At 69.7% G+C, this 19,630-nt stretch carries 10 protein-coding genes, 3 tRNA genes and 1 pseudogene; 6 read left to right on the top strand and 8 right to left on the bottom strand.

Annotation, left to right across the window (positions count from 1 at the left end; translation table 11 throughout):
• Nucleotides 1-1,484 precede the first annotated feature (1,484 nt).
• Nucleotides 1,485-3,704: a serine/threonine-protein kinase gene (locus tag OP79_RS56415; protein WP_051744696.1), complete on the top strand. Its 2,220-nt coding sequence runs from the start codon at nt 1,485-1,487 to the stop codon at nt 3,702-3,704.
• Between the two features lie 1,154 nt (nt 3,705-4,858).
• Here OP79_RS56415 and OP79_RS16350 read toward each other — a convergent pair.
• From OP79_RS16350 to OP79_RS16340, 3 genes are all read right to left on the bottom strand, one after another.
• Nucleotides 4,859-4,932, bottom strand: a tRNA-Ile gene (locus tag OP79_RS16350).
• A gap of 167 nt (nt 4,933-5,099) precedes the next feature.
• A tRNA-Asn gene (locus OP79_RS16345) sits at nt 5,100-5,172 on the bottom strand.
• Between the two features lie 5 nt (nt 5,173-5,177).
• A tRNA-Asn gene (locus OP79_RS16340) sits at nt 5,178-5,250 on the bottom strand.
• A gap of 148 nt (nt 5,251-5,398) precedes the next feature.
• Here OP79_RS16340 and OP79_RS16335 point away from each other — a divergent pair.
• From OP79_RS16335 to OP79_RS16320, 4 genes are all read left to right on the top strand, one after another.
• Entirely contained in the window at nt 5,399-5,707 is a 309-nt protein-coding gene (locus OP79_RS16335; protein WP_033320955.1) for a hypothetical protein, read from the top strand.
• Nucleotides 5,708-5,953: 246 nt separating this feature from the next.
• Nucleotides 5,954-7,405: an FGGY family carbohydrate kinase gene (locus tag OP79_RS16330; RefSeq protein ID WP_033320919.1), complete on the top strand. Its 1,452-nt coding sequence runs from the start codon at nt 5,954-5,956 to the stop codon at nt 7,403-7,405.
• Nucleotides 7,406-7,597: 192 nt separating this feature from the next.
• The gene (locus OP79_RS16325) at nt 7,598-9,331 is read left to right on the top strand and encodes an ABC transporter ATP-binding protein (RefSeq protein ID WP_033320918.1); all 1,734 of its coding nucleotides are present in this window, start codon (nt 7,598-7,600) and stop codon (nt 9,329-9,331) included.
• Nucleotides 9,331-11,259, top strand: coding sequence for an ABC transporter ATP-binding protein (locus OP79_RS16320; protein ID WP_033320917.1), 1,929 nt, complete (start codon nt 9,331-9,333; stop codon nt 11,257-11,259). The genes OP79_RS16325 and OP79_RS16320 overlap by 1 nt, the downstream gene beginning before the upstream one ends.
• A 45-nt stretch (nt 11,260-11,304) precedes the next feature.
• On the opposite strand, the pseudogene OP79_RS16315 reads toward OP79_RS16320, so the two are convergent.
• The 5 genes and pseudogenes from OP79_RS16315 to OP79_RS16295 form a co-directional block, all read right to left on the bottom strand.
• A pseudogene (locus OP79_RS16315) lies at nt 11,305-12,632 on the bottom strand (RNA polymerase sigma factor).
• A 126-nt stretch (nt 12,633-12,758) separates the two neighbouring features.
• A complete protein-coding gene (dnaG, locus tag OP79_RS16310; RefSeq protein ID WP_033320915.1) occupies nt 12,759-14,663 on the bottom strand; it encodes a DNA primase in 1,905 nt (634 codons plus the stop codon).
• Between the two features lie 46 nt (nt 14,664-14,709).
• The gene (locus OP79_RS16305; protein ID WP_033320914.1) at nt 14,710-15,975 is read right to left on the bottom strand and encodes an NAD(P)/FAD-dependent oxidoreductase; all 1,266 of its coding nucleotides are present in this window, start codon (nt 15,973-15,975) and stop codon (nt 14,710-14,712) included.
• Between the two features lie 259 nt (nt 15,976-16,234).
• Nucleotides 16,235-17,590 carry a deoxyguanosinetriphosphate triphosphohydrolase gene (locus tag OP79_RS16300; RefSeq protein ID WP_033320913.1) on the bottom strand — a complete coding sequence of 452 codons (1,356 nt, stop codon included), beginning with the start codon at nt 17,588-17,590 and terminating at the stop codon, nt 16,235-16,237.
• 218 nt (nt 17,591-17,808) lie between these two features.
• Nucleotides 17,809-18,711 (bottom strand): sirohydrochlorin chelatase, encoded by a 903-nt coding sequence (locus OP79_RS16295; RefSeq protein ID WP_078491820.1) that lies wholly within the window; start codon nt 18,709-18,711, stop codon nt 17,809-17,811.
• A gap of 174 nt (nt 18,712-18,885) precedes the next feature.
• Here OP79_RS16295 and OP79_RS16290 point away from each other — a divergent pair, with 174 nt between their 5' ends.
• On the top strand, nt 18,886-19,626 hold the full coding sequence (locus tag OP79_RS16290) for a SanA/YdcF family protein (RefSeq protein ID WP_078491819.1): 741 nt from the start codon (nt 18,886-18,888) through the stop codon (nt 19,624-19,626).
• The last annotated feature ends 4 nt before the right edge of the window (nt 19,627-19,630 follow it).

The raw sequence follows: 19,630 nt of genomic DNA, 5'->3' as shown, positions 1-19,630 counted from the left end.
CCCAGCAGACCACCTGCACCGGACCGGAACGTTCCGGCTTCACCCACACCATCAGGTGATACCAGAACCACTCATAGACTCACGAACCGCCCACTGAGATCCTCGTCGGCCTGGCCGGCGAACTGTTTGCTGTGTAGGACGGAAAACCGGCGTGGGGGTACGGCGGTACCGCCGACGTGGCCCCCTACGTCCAGCGGAACTGGGTTCCGCGCGTGTGCTGTGGCCGGAGGGCGCGACGTGGGAGTAACGATTGCGGCCGTCAGCCAACCGGACCGGACAGGCCGGGGGCTGCGCAAAAACTCAGCCCCCGACCCTCATGAGCCCTGAGTAGACGTAAATTGAAGCACCTTCTCCGTTGGGGTTGACGTAAGCCCTTGCCACTACGAAAGTTCTGGGGAATCTTTCCCGCGACTTCCACGTTGACGTGTACGAGTCCTGCATGTCATAACCCCCACTCGGGCCAGAGACCCACAAATGTGATTCACCTACCCATATGCGGTTGATCTCCGACACTGTCCCCGCGCTGCGAAGTTCATCATCTTCGACGCCGGTGTAGCGAACATTCGTGACGACCCGGAGCCAGGAGCCAAATTTATTGAGCTCCGGATTCATGCCTCGCATGTGTTGCAGGCACGCTTGCGCCTGGATCGATGCACCGGGAACCGAGGTCCAACTGCCACAGACTTCCCGAGCGGGCAAGGCCGAGGCCGGCCCGGGACTGACAAGAGCCAGCGGCACTGCCAGCAGGGGAATTGCCAGAATGCATCGGCGGAAGAAGGTATGTTTCATGTCCGTCATCTCGCTTCGTTGTGAGGCCTCCGGACGAAGGTGGAACCTCTGACTTCAGGATGCTGATGCGATCGGCAGCTGGCCAGTTCCGAAATTTCGGGGCTTGACACCAGCCGGGAAACGGTGCAGAGCACCGGCCTGTGTGCCCAAACAAACTGAGGCTTGATGATCAAGTTTAGAGCTGTCATTGGTCAGCCGCCCCTGCTCGCGGCGCACCGTGCCATCCTGGTAGGTCACGGTGATCCACGCCTGGATGATCCGTACTGAGGCTTCCCGATGCCGAAAGTCGGCAGGGACGAGCCGTCAGGCAGCCGCTTGATGATCAGCGGGATGTGCCGGGCACCGGAGCACAGGGCGATTGCAAAGTCCCGATGAGTACGTGAACGTGCAGGTCACGACGGTATGACGATGTCTGGTCAGCTCGGTCCGAACACAACGAAGCTCCGGTTGATGCTGGTGACCGATCAAGCCGCCTACCCGTCAGCACCGGTTGATCGGACCGCTGACCCTTCGGCTGGAGACCTTGGCCGATTCCCGGCATCGGCGCGGGGAGCGTCACCCGTTCGCGAGCTCCCCTCGTTCCACACGACCCGTTATGTGCAATTTGCCCGTTCTTCAGATGTGTGCGATACCGAGGGAGGAGGCTCTCCCCGATCGCCGGGGAACCCGCTGGTCATCCTGGAAGAGAAAACGCCATGGCAGGAGCAGGCAAGGTCGCCGGGCATGTGATCGCCGGACGCTACCGGCTCCTGCGCCAGCTTGGCGCCGGAGGCATGGGCCGCGTGTGGCTCGCCTACGACCAGGAACTGGCCTGCGAGGTCGCCCTCAAAGAGATCGCCCTGCCGGCGAACCTCCCGGAATCAGAGATGAGCCCCCGCATCACCCGGGCCCGCCGCGAGGCCCAGCACGCCGCCCGGCTGCGCAACCACCCCCATGTCGCCACCGTGCACGACATCCTCGAGGAGGAAGGCCTGCCGTGGATCGTCATGGAATTCGTCCCCGGCGCCACCGACCTGGACGCGATGGTGCACGCCCGCGGCCCGCTGCCACCCGCCGAGGTCGCACGGATCGGGTCGGCGGTCCTGGACGCCCTGACCGAGGGCCACCGGCTCGGCCTCCTGCACCGGGACGTCAAACCGGCCAACATCCTGCTCACCGGCCCCACCCGCGAACCGCGGCCCGGGAACCGCGCCACGGGCGGACGGATACTGCTGACCGACTACGGCATCGCGCTGCAGCAGGACTCCGGCGACACCCGCCTGACCGAGGCCGACATGGTGCAGGGGACCGTGCCCTACCTGGCGCCGGAACGACTCCGCGGCCAGGAACCCACCCCGGCCTCCGATCTGTTCTCACTCGGCGCCACCCTGTTCTTCGCGCTGGAGGGAACCGGCCCCTTCGACCGCAACTCCAACTACGCCATACAGGTCGCCCTGCTCTTCGAAGACCCGCCACCACCGCTCCGGGCCGGCCGCCTGACACCAGTGGTACTCGGGCTGCTGGCCAAGGACCCCGCCCGGCGGATGGACAGTGACGAGGCCGCCGACCGGTTCACCCCCATCGCCGCCCCACCACCCTCCCCGCCTGCGCTGCCACCACCGACTCCCCCGGTGAGGAAGCCACCACCCAAGCCACCACCGTCCCAGCCTTCGCTGCCACCACCGACTACCCCAACGGGGAGGCCGCCGCCCGAGCCACCACCCCCCACCCCGAAACCAACGCGCACCCCGAAGCCGGCCACGCTGACCAAGCCGGACGAACCGGCCAGCCCGCCCCCGCCCGCGCCACCGCGAGCGGGCGGCCCGGCCTGGCCGCCGCGAGCGGGCGGCGCGCCCCGGCCGCGGCCAGGCCCGCCGAGCCCCAGGCGCCGACGGGCCTGGCCGCCGCGCGAGCTACCACCCCCCGCCCCGAAACCGACGCGCCCCCCGAAGCCGGCCACACTGACCAAGCCGGACGAACCAGCCGACCTGCCCCCGCCACCGCGTACGAACGGCCCGCCCCGGCCGCGGCCAGGCCCGCCGAGCCCCAGGCGCCGACGGGCCTGGCTCATCGCAGCGATGGTGCTGACGGTGCTCGCCGCGGTGGGCCTCGGCATCTACCTGACACAGCCCGAGCCCGCGCCCTCGATCCGGGTCGGCTCCGCCCCACAGGACGTGGCGGTCTCCCCGGACGGGCGCCGGGCCTACGTGACCAACAACAGCTCGGGCTCGGTGTCGGTGATCGACACCGCCGCCAACCGCACCGTGGGCGACCCCATCGATGTCGGCTCCCACCCGGAGGGGGTGGCCGTATCCCCGGACGGACGCCGCGCCTACGTGACCAACTACAACTGGGGCTCCCCGGGCTCGGTGTCGGTGATCGACACCGCCGCCAACCGCACCGTGGGCGACCCCATCGATGTCGGCGACAGCCCGACGGGGGTGGCGGTGTCCCCGGACGGACGCCGCGCCTACGTGACCAACCAAGACTCGAACTCGGTATCGGTGATCGACACCGCCGCCAACCGCACCGTGGGAGACCCCATCGATGTCGGCTCCCGCCCGGAGGGGGTGGCCGTATCCCCAGACGGACACCGGGCCTACGTGACCAACAACGCCTCGGGCTCGGTCAACGACTCGGGCTCGGTGTCGGTGATCGACACTGCGACGAACCGCACCGTGGGCCGCCCCATCCCCGTCGGCGCGAACCCGGCGGAGGTGGCGGTGTCCCCAGATGGGCGCCGCGCCTACGTGACCAACAGCGCCGTCAACTCCAGCTCAGGCTCGGTGTCGGTGATCGACACCGCCACGAACAGCACCGTGGGCGACCCCATCGATGTCGGCGAGCAACCGATGGGGGTGGCGGTCTCCCCGGACGGGCGCCGCGCCTACGTGGCCAACTGGGACGCGGACTCGGTGTCAGTGATCACGTTCTAGGGTGTCCGAGAGGAACCACGGGCTGCTCCGTGCTGAAAAGCCCGTCGACCTGCGGCAACGGATGCGGCCGAGAGAAACGGCGGGCCGCCGCTGTGGCCACGGCTGGCCGACGTCTTGGATCTTGACAGGATGAGGGGCGGGGTGACGTACCGCCGCCGACCACCCTCAGCGGCGCACGGGCGGAGAGGACCAGCAGGCCGCAGGCCAGAAGACGGGAAGGGAGGCACACAACGCGGTGGCCGCTCCGGCGCAGGCCCTCACGCGCCTTCGGCACGCCGCGTGGCAGGCACAGCCACGGCTCGTCGACCGCCCACCAGTCTCGCTGTGGGGCGGTCCGCCGAAGCCGGATTCGCCGCAGCTCAAGCCGTGCACCACTGTGATCAGCCGTGCGACATCCTCCGGCAACCAGCAGACGCCGATCCCCCTGCCGACATCCGTGAGGCCCTGGCCCTGGCCCAGCAGGCAGCCGATGCGCTCCACACGCCGCGTGACGGGTGAATGACCTACTTCACGCCCCACCAGGGCGAGCACCCGGCCGACCGCACCGAGAACGCGACCCCGCCAACCGCCCGATCCATCGGTCGACGGACGAGGAACGGCCGCAGCCGGAGACCGTCGCGTCGCGGCCCGACCTCCCCGCTGCGGAGCAGGCGATGATCGACGTGCTCCCGGTCCTGGACCGCCTGCGCCCCCCTGAGGGCTGCACTGTGCCGCGGCGACGCGATCGTCGACGGCGCTGGTGTCGCCGAAAGAGCCAATGCCGCACCGGTGACCACGGGGCGGGACGGCGGCGTCATCGACGCGCCCGCACCTGCCGTCCGCCCATGCGGGGTTTTCTCTTCGGGCCGTTTCTCCGTACCCCAGGACAGTCGCCCGGTCGCCACCTCCGGCCTCACCGCCATGGGAGCCCAGCCCTTCACCGACGCCTTCCAAATACCGGTGTCCCCACAGCGTCCCCACACTACGGACGCATCTACTTCCCACGTCTTGCGCCACGTACGTACCCCGACGCATCTTCGCAGGTCAGGCTCATGTCAGTGGGTGATTGTCTGGCACGCAACGAACTTGCGAGCAGCGGATTCAGTCCGTTGAGGCGAAGTTGACGCCCCGACACCTCACGAGGAACGTTTCCGCAGGTCAGGGCGCTGCTGAGGTGGGGCGGGTGGGACTCGAACCCACGGCCGACGGATTATGAGTCCGCTGCTCTAACCGGCTGAGCTACCGCCCCGTCTACGGCGCGTCGCGCACATTTGTGCGCGCCGTCTGCCGCAGCATAGCCGCTCATACGATCTCCCGCTTCGGGTGGTCGGCTACGCATGACCATGAGGACAGCGCCGCAGGCTGGGCGGTTCCGCCGGACATGAAAAAGGACCCCTGAGGGGTCCTCTTTCGCTGCTCTCCCGACTGGACTCGAACCAGTAACCTGCCGGTTAACAGCCGGCTGCTCTGCCAATTGAGCTACGGAAGACCGAGCTCCCCCGACTGGACTCGAACCAGTAACCTGCCGGTTAACAGCCGGCTGCTCTGCCAATTGAGCTACGGAGGATTGTCTCGTTGCATCGAACGTACCTCCCTGGGTATCCGCCAGAGGGCAGGCGCTCGCTGCGACACATACATTAGCGCAAGCAGGGGGGTGCTTCGCCAATCGGTTCCTCCCCCGTGACCGATGCCGACTCAAGGGAAGGGTGGCCGTCATGCGCTATCGACTGACGTTCGTTGCCGGACTGGCCCTGGGATACGTCCTGGGCACACGTGCCGGGCGTGAGCGTTACGAGCAGTTGAAGAAGTCCGCGCGGGAGATCGCCCAGAACCCCGCGGTGCGCAACACCGCGGAGTCGGCCGCCCAGCAGAGTCGGCAGTTCGCGGGCAAGGCCTACCACGTGGTGAGCGAGCGGGTCGGTGACCGCGTCCCGGACTCGGTGGCCGAGCGCGTACGGCACCTGCGCGAGCGCAACACGAACGGCGCAGCGGCTCACGACGACTGGGGCACCAGCAACACGTAGGCGCTCCGCTGGGTTCGGCGGTTCCAAGCTGCGGGTTCGTCGTGGCTGGTCGCGCAGTTCCCCGCGCCCCTAAGAGGCCTGCGGCCTCCTTAGGGGCGCGGTACCGCACCGGGCAGCCGAACGGAGTGCCCTGCGCCACGTGCACGACTCAGTGCCGGCAACACATAGCAGGTCAGGGCACAAGCGGTACGAGCGCCTCCGGCAGAGCGGCGCGGTGGGCTCCGGCGGTACGGCAGAATTTCCGCCATGGGGATAGTCGCCGGGCTGGACAGTTCGCCCGATTTCACTCGCATCGTCGTCTGCGACGCGGACAGCGGAGCTGTGCTCAGGCAGGGGTACGCTCCGCATCCGCTCGACGGCGCCGAGGGCGGTCGGCCCTCGGACGTCGACCCGCAGGCCTGGCTGCTGTCCCTGGGTGAGGCGGCGGGCGGGGGGCTGCTCGAAGGCGTGCAGGCCATCGGCGTCTCCGCGCAGCAGAACGCGCTCGTCCCATTGGACACGCAGGGCAATACGGTGCGCCCCGCGCTGGTCGGCGGGGACAAGCGGGCGCAGGTCAGCGCCGCCGAACTGGTCGACGCGCTCGGTGGCCGGGAGGCCTGGGCGCAGGCCGTGGGCACTGTGCCGGGGGCCGCGCAGCCGGTGACCAAGCTGCGCTGGATGGTCAAGAACGAGCCGGACGCCGCGCTGCGCACGGCCATGCTCATGCAGGCGCACGACTGGCTGGTGTGGCAGCTGCTCGGCAGACCGGCCCGCCGGACCACGGACCGGGGCGATGCCTCCAGTACGGGGTACTGGTGCGCGGTGAACGGTGCGTACCGGCCCGATCTGGTCGAGCTGGCGCTGGGGCATCAGGCGCTGCTGCCCGACGTGCTCGGTCCTTCGGAGGCCGCGGGGACGACGCCTGAGGGGCTGCTGATCTCGGCGGGGACGGGCGAGACGATGGCCGCGGCGTTCGGCCTGGGGATCGGGCTCGGTGACGCGGTGGTGTCGCTCGGCGCCTCCGGGTCCGTGATGGCCGTACACCACGAGGCGCTGGTCGATCCGTCCGGGATGATCACCTCGCTCGCGGACGCGACGGGCATGCATCTGCCGGTCGTCACCACGCTGAATGCCGTACGGGTACTGCGCGGGAGTGCCGAACTCCTCGGGTTGCCCGACCTGGAGAGCCTGTCGGAGCTGGCGATGAAGTCGACGCCGGGCGCCCATGGACTCGTACTGCTGCCGTATCTGGAAGGTGAGCGGGTGCCCGCTCTGCCGCATGTGGCGGGGACGCTGGCGGGGCTGCGCCGGGAGTCGATGCGGCCCGAGCATCTGGCGCGGGCGGCGTTCGAGGGCATGCTGTGCGGGCTCGCGGACGCGCTGGACGTGCTGCGCCGGCGGGGCGTGGAGGTGCGGCGGATCTTTCTGCTGGGTCCGGCGGCCGAGTTGCCGGCCGTGCAGGCCTGTGCGCCCTCGCTGCTCGGTGTGCAGATCGTGGTGCCGCAGCCCGCGGACTACGCGGCGATCGGTGCGGCACGGCAGGCGGCCTGGGCGCTCGGCGTCTCGCAGGGCACCCTCGACCCGCGGCAGCCGCCCGCCTGGCAGGGCGCGACCGCGCAGGTCCTGGACCCCGGCGACGAGGTGGCGGTGGGGGCGGCGGTGCGGCAGCAGTACACGTCGGTACGGGACCAGACCCACCCGGGGGCTGTCAGGCTCTGACCGCATGGCCCGTCCGTGATCAGCGTGATCAGCGTGATCAGGTGAAGGATGCCGGAATCGGGTGTTCCGGATGCTTTGAGAGGTTCTTGAAGCACTGTCGGGTTAATTGGCTGGGGTAACGCCGGTGGAGTGTCCGACGATGGGGCGTGGTGCGTCACCACTCACCCCTGTCGCCGACTCCGAGAGACCAGCGTGCTCATACGACTCCTCCGTGCCCATCTCAGGCCGTACAAGAAGGCCATCGCCTTACTGGTGCTGCTGCAGTTCCTGCAGACCTGCGCCACCCTCTATCTGCCCACCCTGAACGCGGACATCATCGACGACGGGGTCGTGAAGGGCGACACGGGCTACATCCTGTCCTTCGGGGCGTTGATGATCGGCGTCTCGCTGGCGCAGGTCGTCTGCAACATCGGCGCCGTCTACTACGGCGCCCGTACGGCCTCGGCGGTCGGCCGGGACATCCGGGCCGGCGTCTTCGACCGGGTGCAGTCGTTCTCCGCGCGTGAGGTCGGCCACTTCGGGGCGCCGTCGCTGATCACCCGCACCACGAACGATGTGCAGCAGGTGCAGATGCTGGCCCTGATGACGTTCACGCTGATGGTGTCGGCGCCGATCATGTGCGTGGGCGGCATCGTCATGGCGCTCGGTCTGGACGTACAGCTGTCCGGAGTGCTCGTCGCCGTGGTGCCCGTGCTCGGCATCAGCGTGACGTTGATCGTGCGGCGGCTGCGCCCGCTGTTCCGCACCATGCAGGAGCGGCTCGACAACGTGAACCGGGTGCTGCGCGAGCAGATTACCGGCAACCGCGTCATCCGCGCCTTCGTCCGGGACACGTACGAGGAGGAGCGCTTCCGTAAGGCCAACGTCGACCTCACCGAGGTGTCGCTGGGCACCGGGCGGATTCTGGCGCTGATGTTCCCGATCGTCATGACGGTGGTGAACGTCTCGTCGATCGCGGTGGTGTGGTTCGGCGCGCACCGCATCGACAGCGGCGGGATGGAGATCGGCGCGCTGACCGCGTTTCTCGCCTATCTGATGCAGATCGTGATGGCCGTGATGATGGCCACCTTCATGTTCATGATGGTGCCGCGCGCCGAGGTCTGCGCCGAGCGCATCCAGGAGGTCCTGGACACGAGGAGCAGTGTCGTGCCTCCGAAGGCTCCTGTACGGGAACTGCGGCGGCACGGTCATCTGGAGGTCCGTGGGGCCGGTTTCCGTTACCCGGGTGCCGAGGAGCCGGTGCTGAAGTCCATCGACCTGGTGGCGCAGCCCGGCGAGACGACCGCCGTGATCGGGTCGACCGGCAGCGGCAAGTCGACGCTTCTCGGGCTGGTCCCGCGGCTTTTCGACGCCACGGACGGTGAGGTCCTCGTCGACGGTGTGGACGTACGGACCCTTGAACCGCGGCTGTTGGCGCGGACCGTGGGCCTCGTACCGCAGAAGCCGTATCTCTTCGCGGGCACGGTGGCCACGAACCTGCGGTACGGGAATCCGGACGCGACCGACGAGGAGCTGTGGCACGCGCTGGAGGTGGCGCAGGCCAAGGACTTCGTCCAGCGGCTGGAGAACGGGCTCGACTCCCCCATCGCGCAGGGCGGCACCAATGTGTCGGGTGGTCAGCGACAGCGCCTCGCCATCGCCCGGACCCTCGTACAGCGCCCGGAGATCTACCTCTTCGACGACTCGTTCTCCGCGCTCGACTACGCGACGGACGCGGCCCTGCGTACGGCGCTGGCGCGGGAGACCGCCGAGGCGACCGTCGTGATCGTCGCGCAACGCGTGTCGACCATCCGTGACGCCGACCGGATCGTCGTACTCGACGAGGGGCGGGTCGTGGGGACGGGCCTTCACCACGAGCTGATGGCGGACAACGAGTGCTACCGGGAGATCGTGCTCTCCCAGCTGACGGAAGCGGAGGCAGCCTGATGGCCGGGCCCATGGGGCGGATGATGGCCGGGGGCGGTCCCGACCAGCAGTCGATGGACTTCAAGGGATCCGGGAAACGGCTGCTCGCGCAGTTCAGGCCCGAACGGGCCACGATGTACGGGATGTTGCTCGCCGTCATCCTGAGCGTGGGCCTGTCTGTGCTGGGCCCGTGGATCCTCGGGCGGGCGACCGACCTGGTCTTCGCGGGGATCGTCGGGCGTCAGATGCCGGAAGGCGCCACGAAGGCCGAGGTGTTGGCCTCCATGCGGGAGCGTGGTGACGGCGGTATGGCCGACATGCTCTCCGGTACGGACTTCACGCCGGGCAAGGGCATCGACTTCACCGCGGTCGGCGAGGTGCTGGGGCTCGCGCTGCTGGCGTTCACGGCGGCCGGGCTGCTGATGGCCGTGGCGACGCGGCTGGTCAACCGGGCCGTCAACATGACCGTGTACCGGATGCGGGAGAACGTGCAGACGAAGCTGTCGCGGCTGCCGCTGTCGTACTTCGACCAGCGGCAGCGCGGTGAGGTGCTCAGCCGGGCGACCAACGACATCGACAACATCGGTCAGACGCTTCAGCAGTCGCTGGGCCAGCTCGTCAACTCGTTGCTCACCATCGTCGGCGTACTGGCGATGATGTTCTGGGTGTCGCCGCTGCTGGCGCTGGTCGCGCTGGTGACGGTGCCGCTGTCGTACGTCGTCGCCAAGTCGGTCGGCAAGCGCTCGCAGCCGCACTTCGTGCAGCAGTGGCGGTCCACCGGCAAGCTCAACGCGCACATCGAGGAGATGTACACCGGGCACACGCTCGTCAAGGTCTTCGGGCGGCAGGACGAGTCGGCGGCGCAGTTCGCGGAGCAGAACGACAAGTTGTACGAGGCCGGGTTCAAGGCGCAGTTCAACAGCGGGGTCATGCAGCCGCTGATGATGTTCGTGTCGAACCTCAACTATGTGCTGGTGGCGGTGGTCGGCGGGCTGCGGGTGGCCTCCGGCGCGCTGTCGATCGGTGATGTGCAGGCCTTCATCCAGTACTCGCGGCAGTTCTCGATGCCGCTCACTCAGGTCGCGTCGATGGCGAACCTCGTGCAGTCGGGGATCGCGTCGGCGGAACGCATCTTCGAGCTGCTCGACGCGGAGGAGCAGGAGGCGGATCCCGTGCCCGGGGTTCGGCCGGAGGAGGTACGGGGGCGGGTCGCGCTGGAGCACGTCTCCTTCCGCTACGACCCCGAGAAGCCGCTCATCGAGGACCTGTCGCTGAAGGTCGAGCCCGGCAACACGGTCGCCATCGTGGGCCCGACGGGAGCGGGCAAGACGACGCTGGTGAATCTGCTGATGCGGTTCTACGAGGTCACCGGTGGGCGGATCACGCTCGACGGGGTCGACGTCGCGAAGATGTCCCGCGACGAGCTGCGGGCCGGGATCGGGATGGTGCTCCAGGACACCTGGCTGTTCGGGGGGACGATCGCGGAGAACATCGCGTACGGGGCCTCTCGCGAGGTCACGCGTGGGGAGATCGAGGAGGCGGCGCGGGCCGCGCACGCGGACCGGTTCATTCGTACGCTGCCGGATGGCTACGACACCGTGATCGACGACGAGGGGTCGGGGGTCAGCGCGGGTGAGAAGCAGCTGATCACGATCGCGCGGGCGTTCCTGTCCGATCCGGTGATCCTGGTGCTTGACGAGGCGACGAGCTCGGTCGACACCCGTACCGAGGTGCTGATCCAGAAGGCGATGGCGAAGCTGGCTCATGGGCGGACGTCGTTTGTGATCGCGCATCGGTTGTCGACGATTCGGGACGCCGACACGATTCTGGTGATGGAGAACGGAGCGATTGTGGAACAGGGTGCCCATGGGGAGCTGCTGGCGGCGGACGGTGCGTACGCGCGGCTGTACAAGGCGCAGTTCGCGCAGGCGGCGGTGGAGGTGGACTGAGGAGGCGCCTGGTGCCGCTGCGCGTGTCGCAGCGGCACCCGCGGTTCAGTCCAAGTAGCCCCGCAGCTGGTCCGCGAACGCATGGTCCCGCAGCTTGTTCAGTGTCTTCGACTCGATCTGGCGGATGCGCTCCCGCGTGACGCCGAAGATGCGGCCGATCTCCTCCAGCGTGCGTGGACGCCCGTCCGCGAGGCCGTAGCGGAGTTGGACGACCTTGCGTTCGCGTTCGCCCAGGGTCGACAGGACCGCTTCCAGGTGCTCCCGCAACAGCAGGAACGCCGCCGACTCCACCGGGCTCGTCGCGTCGCCGTCCTCGATCAGGTCGCCCAGCGCCACGTCGTCCTCCTCGCCCACCGGGGCGTGCAGGGACACGGGCTCCTGGGCCAGGCGCAGGACCTCGCTGACCCGCTCGCTCGGCAGGTCCAGCTGGCCGGCGACCTCCTCGGGGGTCGGCTCGTAGCCGCGTTCCTGGAGCATGCGCCGCTGCACGCGGACGACACGGTTGATCAACTCGACGACGTGGACGGGGACTCGTATGGTCCGGGCCTGGTCGGCGAGGGCCCGGGACATGGCCTGCCGGATCCACCAGGTCGCGTACGTCGAGAACTTGTAGCCGCGGGCGTAGTCGAACTTCTCGACGGCCCTGATCAGGCCCAGGTTTCCCTCCTGGACGAGGTCGAGCATGGTGAGCCCGCGGCCCACGTACCGCTTCGCGACCGAGACCACGAGCCGCAGGTTGGCCTCGATGAGGCGGCGCTTGGCCATCCGCCCCATGACCACCAACTTGTCGAGGTCCAGGGCGAGTTGGCTGTTCAGCTCGGGAGCCGGGGTGCGCGCCAGCTTCTCCTCGGCGAAGAGGCCCGCCTCGACACGGCGCGCGAGTTCGACCTCCTCGGCTGCGGTGAGGAGGGGGATGCGGCCTATCTCCCGCAGGTACTGGCGGAACAGGTCCGAGGACGGGCCGCCGGTGTCGGCCGGGCGGCCACGAGGTGGCAGCGTCTCGACGGGCGGCGGCTCGGGAGCCTCGGTCTCGACGGCTGTCTCTACGGCCGTCCCGGCAGCACCGGCACGCGGCTTGTCGGGATCCGGCGGCGGGTCCCCCGACTCGGTTTCGGGATGGTGCGCGACGCGGCTCTGTTGCGGAACCGCCGGGACGACGTCCGCCTCCGCGTCCGTCGTGGTCTCGGTCTGGGTCAGGGTCTGGGTCTGCACGGGGGCGACCTCCAGGGTGATCGCTGCTGAGGCGTGCGGCAGCGGTACTTCGCGAACGGACTCGACGGCCGCGCCGCCATCCGTCCCGTACACGTTGAGCGGAACCGCGGGATGGAGGACCCGTCGCGTTCGGGTCGGCCGCGCTCCGAGGACTCAGGCACCGGAACCCAGTGTGGAGTACGACACATCCTCGCCACGAGGGGCGTGCGGTGACTTTTTGAGTCCGGTCCGTGACCGGGTGGTTACCCACACATACAGCTGGGGTGGACGGAAGGCACAAGGGCCGGTCAGAGCGCTGCCGCGCCCCGTTCGCGCAAGGCCTGTCCATACTGCTGGAGGACCCACAACTCGTTCTGTACGGCGGCCAGATGGGCCGGGTCGCCCTGGGCGCTGGCGCGGGCGAGGGTGCCCTGGACCTCGTGGATGCGGCGGTCGACGGCACGGCGGCGCACCATGACGAGCTGATCGCCCGCATACAGCTCGTCGACGGTCTTGCGCATGATGGCCTCTACGGCCAGCTCCGTGACCATGGCGCGGACCGCGTTGTCGGGGGCGGCCTCGCGGACCCGGATCAGATACTCGTGGGGGTCCTGTACGCCGTACTCCGCGCCGCCCGCGTCCATGATCGCCTGGCGTACGGCCGCGTACGGCGGGGCGGTGAACTCGTCGATCCCGTACGCGTCGAAGGCCGGGGAGACCAGCTCGGGGCGCTGGAGGGCAAGCTTGAGCAGCTCGCGCTCGGTGGCGTACACCGGGTTGCGGAGGTTGAGGGCGGGGCCCGAGGGGGCCGCCTGGCGCGGTGCCATGTCGTACTGGGGCTGGCGGCTCGACGTCGGCGCCGGTCCCCTGCCGCCGCGGTCGCGGGCCCAACGCGCCAGCTGAGCCACCCGCTTGACCACGAACTGCGTGTCCAGGATGCCGAGCATGCCCGCGAGCTGTACGGCGACCTCGTGCTGGGCGCCGCTGTTCTTGATGCGGGCCACGATGGGCGCCGCCTCGTCCAGGGCGGCGGCGCGGCCCGCAGGGGTTTCGAGGTCGTAGCGGGAGGCGATCTGGCGGAGGGCGAACTCGAAGAGCGGGGTGCGGGGTTCGACCAGGTCGGCGACCGCCTCGTCACCCTTGGCGAGACGCAGGTCGCAGGGGTCCATGCCGTCCGGCGCGATGGCGATGTAGGTCTCGGCGGCGAACTTCTGGTCGTCCTCGAAGGCGCGCAGGGCCGCCTTCTGGCCGGCCGCGTCGCCGTCGAAGGTGAAGATGACCCGCGCGCTGCCGTTGTCCATCAGCAGCCGGCGGAGGATCTTGATGTGGTCGCTGCCGAAGGCCGTGCCGCAGGTCGCGATGGCGGTGGTGACGCCGGCGAGGTGGCAGGCCATGACGTCGGTGTAGCCCTCGACCACGACGGCTCGGCTGGCCTTGGCGATGTCCCTCTTGGCGAGATCGATCCCGTACAGGACCTGGGACTTCTTGTAGATCGCCGTGTCGGGGGTGTTGAGGTACTTGGGGCCGTTGTCCGCCTCGTACAGCTTCCGCGCGCCGAAGCCGACGACCTCGCCGCCGATGTCGCGGATCGGCCACATCAGCCGGCCGCGGAAGCGGTCGATGGGGCCGCGGCGGCCCTCCTGGGAGAGGCCGGAGAGGAGGAGCTCCTTGTCGGTGAAGCCCTTGCCGCGCAGATAGCGGGTGAGGTGGTCCCAGCCCTGGGGGCTGTAGCCGACGGAGAAGTGCTCGGCGGCGGACTGGTCGAAGCCGCGCTCGGCGAGGAACTTGCGGCCCGTGTCGGCTTCCGGGCTGGTCGCCAGCTGTTCCACGTACCACTCGGCGGCGATCTTGTGGGCCTCGACCAGGCGGATGCGCTCGCCGCGCTGGTGGGAGGGGTTGTAGCCGCCCTCCTCGTACCGCAGCGTGATGCCCGCCTGGGCGGCCAGGCGCTCGACCGCCTCGGAGAAGGAGAGGTGGTCGATCTTCATCACGAACGTGATGGTGTCGCCGCCCTCCTGGCAGCCGAAGCAGTGGAAGAACCCCTTGCTCGGGCTGACCTGGAAGGAGGGCGACTTCTCGTCGTGGAACGGGCACAGGCCCTTGAGGTTGCCCCCGCCCGCGCCTCTCAGCTGGAGGTACTCGGACACCACGGCGTCGATCGGAACCGCGTCCCGAACCGCCTTCACGTCCTCGTCGTTGATCCTTCCGGCCACGCGTGAATTCTACGGGGGGCGTGTGACAGTCGAGCACCGTCGACGGTCACGAGACCAGGTTGTCCAGCGGAACGTGCGGGTCCGCCAGTGCCTCCATGTCCACCTGAGCCCTTGACCGGATCAGCTGTTGGATCGGCTCCGTGACGTCCCACACATTCACGTTCATCCCGGCGAGCACCTGGCCCTCCTTGATCCAGAAGGCGATGAACTGCCGCTTGCCCGCGTCTCCCCGGATCACCACTTGGTCGTACGAGCCGGGGGGCGCCCAGCCCGAGTACTCGAGCCCCACGTCGTACTGGTCGGAGAAGAAATAGGGCACCCTGTCGTACGTCAGCTCGCGGCCCAGCATCGATCGGGCCGCCGCGGGTCCGCCGTTGAGGGCGTTGGCCCAGTGCTCGACGCGCAGCCGGACGTCGAAGAGGGCGTGGTGGAACGCGGCCACGTCGCCGGCGGCGTAGATGTCGGGGTCCGAGGTGCGCAGCCGCTCGTCGACCGCGATGCCGCCACCCTGCGAGCGGTCGGCCAGGGTGAGGCCCGCGGCCTCAGCGAGGCTGGTGCGCGGGGCGGCGCCGATCGCGGCGAGCACGTCGTGGGCGGGGTGTTCCTCGCCGTCCTCCGTGCGGGCGGCCAGGACCATGCCGTCCTGGCCGATGATCTCGGTGAGCCGGGTGCCGAAGTGGAAACGGACGCCCCGTTCGGCGTGCAGATCGGTGAAGATCTGCCCGATCTCGGGGCCGAAGACCCCGTACAGCGGAGTGGGCTGAGGCGCGACGACGGTGACCTCGGCGCCGTACTCGCGGGCCGCGGCCGCGACCTCCAGGCCGATCCAGCCGGCGCCCGCGATGACGATGTGGCCGTTGTCGCGGCCGAGGGCGGCGAGGACGCCCTTGAGGCGCTCGGCGTGGGCCAGGCGGCGCAGATGGTGGACGCCGGCCAGGCCGGTCCCCGGGATGTCGAGGCGGCGCGGCTCTGCGCCGGTCGCGAGCAGCAGCTTGTCGTAGCGCACGAGCGTGCCGTCGTCGCCGAAGCGGACCGTCTTCGCGGCCGGGTCGACCGCGTCGACGGTCTGGCCGAGATGCAGCTCGATGTCGTTGCGCGCGTACCAGGCGGGCTCGTGCACGAAGACGCTGTTGCGCTCCTCCTTGCCGAGCAGATAGCCCTTGGACAGCGGAGGGCGCTCGTACGGGTGGTCGCGCTCGTCACAGATCAGTATGACGCGGCCGGTGAAGCCCTCCGTCCGGAGCGTCTCGGCCGCTTTCGCGCCAGCCAGCCCTCCTCCGACGATGACGAATGTCTGATCCGCGTCGACCACTTGATGCCTCCTCGTAAATATGCCGCCACATGTGAGCCTCCCGCACGCAGCGTGGTGCGGGAAGAGGGAGTGGCCCGATCAGGCCACGGAGGGGCACGTCTGGGTGTGGGTGTCGCCTGCGGCGGGCTTTGTTCCCCAGTCCCGCCCCTTCCCGAAACTGGGGGCTCCGCCCCCAGGCCCCCGTATCGGCCTGAACGGCCTCGTCCTCAAACGCCGGACGGGCTGATTTATGCCGGTCCTGGCTGCGAAAAGGGAACTCTCAGCGCCCCCTCAGCCGCGCGTGCAGCGACCGTGCCGACGTGTCCGTCAGAGAGGCGATCTGGTCCACGAGCACGCGTTTGCGGGCCCTGTCGTCCGGGGCCTCGTCGAACAGGGCGCGGAACTGCGGGTCCAGGCCTTCGGGCGCGCGGGCCGTGAGCGCCTCGGCCAGTTCAGCGACCATGATCCGCTGGTCGGCGCGCAGTCGCTCCTGCTCGGCGCGCTGCATGACGTACCGGTCGGCGACCGCCTTGAGGACCGCGCACTCCAGGCGGGCGTTTCTCGGTACGACCAGCTCGGCGGCGTATCGCGTGAGCCGCCCCGTGCCGTACGCCGCCCGGGTGGCGCCCTCCGCGGCCAGGCAGAAGCGGCCGATGAGCTGGCTCGTGGCGTCCTTCAGGCGGGCCTGCGCGACGGCCGATCCGTCGTAGCCGTGCGGCCACCACTCCTGGGCGAGGAGCCGGTCGAGGGCCTCGGCGAGCTCGGCGGGGTCGGTGTCGGCGGGTACGTACCGGCCGATCGCCACCGCGAAGACCGACTGCCGCTCGGGCTCCGCGTACAGGCAGCCGGGGTCGATATGGCCCGCGTGCAGTCCGTCCTCGACGTCGTGCACGGAGTACGCCACGTCGTCGGACCAGTCCATGACCTGGGCCTCGAAGCAGGTGCGGTGGTCGGGGGCACCCTTGCGGACCCAGTCGAAGACCGGCCGGTCGTCGTCGTAGACCCCGAACTTGGGTGACGCGGGGTCGGTGGGGTGGGCGCCACGCGGCCAGGGGTATTTGGTGGCGGCGTCGAGGGCCGCACGGGTGAGATTGAGGCCGACGCTGACGAGGTCGCCTGTTTCTTCGCTTCTTTGGAAACGCTTGGGCTCGATGCGCGTCAGCAGTCGCAGTGACTGGGCGTTGCCCTCGAAGCCGCCGCAGTCGTGCGCGAACTCGTTCAGGGCCTGTTCGCCGTTGTGCCCGAAGGGCGGGTGGCCCAGGTCGTGCGAGAGGCAGGCCGCCTCGACGAGGTCCGGGTCGCAGCCGAGGGCGGCGCCCAGCTCGCGGCCGACCTGGGCGCACTCCAGGGAGTGCGTCAGCCGTGTACGGGGGCTTGCGTCCCAGGCCTCGATGGGGGTCTTCCCTGTTCGAGCGGAGTCGAGAACTTGGGGGAGGGTGCCGAGCGTGACCACCTGGGTCTTGCCCGCGAGGCGGCGCAGCGCGGCGGAGTGCAGCACGCGGGCGCGGTCGCGCTGGAAGGCGGTGCGGCCGGGGCGCTTGTCGGGCTCGCCGGCCCAGCGGTCGACTGACGCCGGGTCGTAGCCGGAGGGTGGGAGGTGGTTTTCGTACGGCTGGGCGGGTGCGGTGCCTTCCATGTCTCGACATTAAGCGTCGGCAGTGACAAATGGGCGCTGCCGGCTGGGGGCGCCTACTCGTCTGCCGAGTTCTGATCGCTTGCGGGTGCGGGTTGTCTGTGGCTTGTCGCGCCCACGCGGCGGAGCCGCACATGTCACCGCCCCGCGCCCCTATAGGGGCGCTCCCCTCACCCGGAGTTTTCAGGCGGACGCCAGCTCACGGCGGCCGTATCAGACCCTCAGGCCGAGGCCAGTCGGCGCTCCGGGGCTGCTGCGGGGGCGGCGACGGCCTGGTCGTAGCGGTGCAGGACCAAGCGGGCCATTGCCGGGTGGGCGCCCAGTGGGGCTGCGGCTATCCAGGGGGCCGCCTCGGCGCACTCGGTGGAGAAGCGGCCGGGGGCGGTGAAGTACGAGGCGATCGCGACCCGGTGGCGGCCGCGGGCGGCGAGTGCGCGGACGGCGTGCGGGACGGTGGGTGCGGCGGCGGAGGCGTACGCCGGGACGACGGGCACCCCGAGGCGCTCGGCCAGCAGCTGGGCGGTGCGGCGGGTGTCGACGGCCGCTTCGGGGTCCCGGGAACCGGCGGCGGCCAGCACGATCCCGCTGCTGCGGCGGGCCTCCTCGGTCATCCGCGTCCGCCAGCCGGCCTCGACGAGCCGCGCGTACAGCGTCTCGATCAGGAGGGGGTGCGGGCCGAGCGGGGCGGCCACGCGCGTGCGTGCCTGTGCCGCTGCCGCCGCTTCGGGGATGTCCTGCTTGACGTGGTAGCCGCGGCTGAGCAGCAGCGGCACGAGGACCGCGTCACCGGTGCCGAGGGAGGCGAGCGTGTCGGGCAGCAGGGGCTCGTTCAGCTCGATGTGGCCGAGGTGCACGGGCAGTCCGGGACGCAGTTCTCGAACCTTCTCGATGAGGGCACGGATGGTGCTCAGCGCCCGCGGATCACGGCTGCCGTGGCCCACGAGGACGAGCGCGGGCGGCGCGCTGCGCCGCGTCCCGTCGGGCGAGACGAGGCTGAGCTGGCTGCCGAGCTGGCTGGTGATCCGGTTCATGAGTTGCGCCGTACTGTCGAGGTGAGCGCTCCGGAGGTGCTGGCCACCGGGGCGCGTGGTGGACTCGTCGCGAGGTGTGTTCGACGCCGTCATGAACTGATGGTGGCGGTACGACGTTGCCGCCCCGTTGCGCGGGAATGACGGGTGTTTTCCGGGGGTTCACGGCGAGGGGCGGGAGGTCGTGAGGTGGCTCGGGAGCCGGAGGGGAACCGGATCACCCCTCCCCACGTTCCCTTCTACGAGGCCACTGACCTGGGAGGATACCGGATGCACCACCTGAGGCTGGGCAAGCTGCGGCTGCTTCGACCGCGGTTGCTGCGCCTCCTCCCCCTGCTGAGACCGCGGCTGCCGCGCACCCCTGCCGGGCAGCGGCGGGCCGTGCAGGCGGTGATGCTCGGGTGCGTACTGGCGCTGCTCCCTGCGACCTGGCTGTTCCTGGCGGCGGACGATCGGCTGCGGACCACACGGGATGTGCCGCGGACGGAGGTGGCGATGGTGTTCGGAGCCGGACTGCGCGGCGCGGAGCCCTCCCCGTACCTCGCCCACCGCCTGGACGCGGCGGCCGAGCTGTACCGCTCGGGCCGTATCGAGGTCGTCCTGGTCACCGGCGACAACAGCCGCGAGGACTACGACGAACCGGACACCATGCGCACCTACCTCACCGAGCGCGGCGTCCCCGGCCGCCGCATCGTCAGCGACTACGCCGGCTTCGACACCTGGGACTCCTGCGTCCGCGCCAAGAAGATCTTCGGTGTCGACGAGGCCGTACTCATCAGCCAGGGCTTCCACATCCGCCGAGCGGTCGCCCTGTGCCAGGAGGCGGGCGTCACGTCGTACGGCGTCCCGGCACAAGGTGACCGGAAGAACGCGACCTGGTACTACGGCACCGTCCGGGAGTTCTTCGCGGCGAGCAAGGCGGCGACGGAGGCGCTGTTCGAGCCCGATCCCCGGTTCCTGGGGCCGCGGGAACCGGGGGTGGCACAGGCACTGGCGACGACGAGGTCGTGATCAG

Origin of the sequence: Streptomyces yerevanensis (assembly GCF_000716805.1) — a bacterium.
Lineage (GTDB): Bacteria > Actinomycetota > Actinomycetes > Streptomycetales > Streptomycetaceae > Streptomyces > Streptomyces flaveus.
Note: the sequence above shows the minus strand (reverse complement) of the source record. Positions and strands in the feature narration are given on the sequence as shown.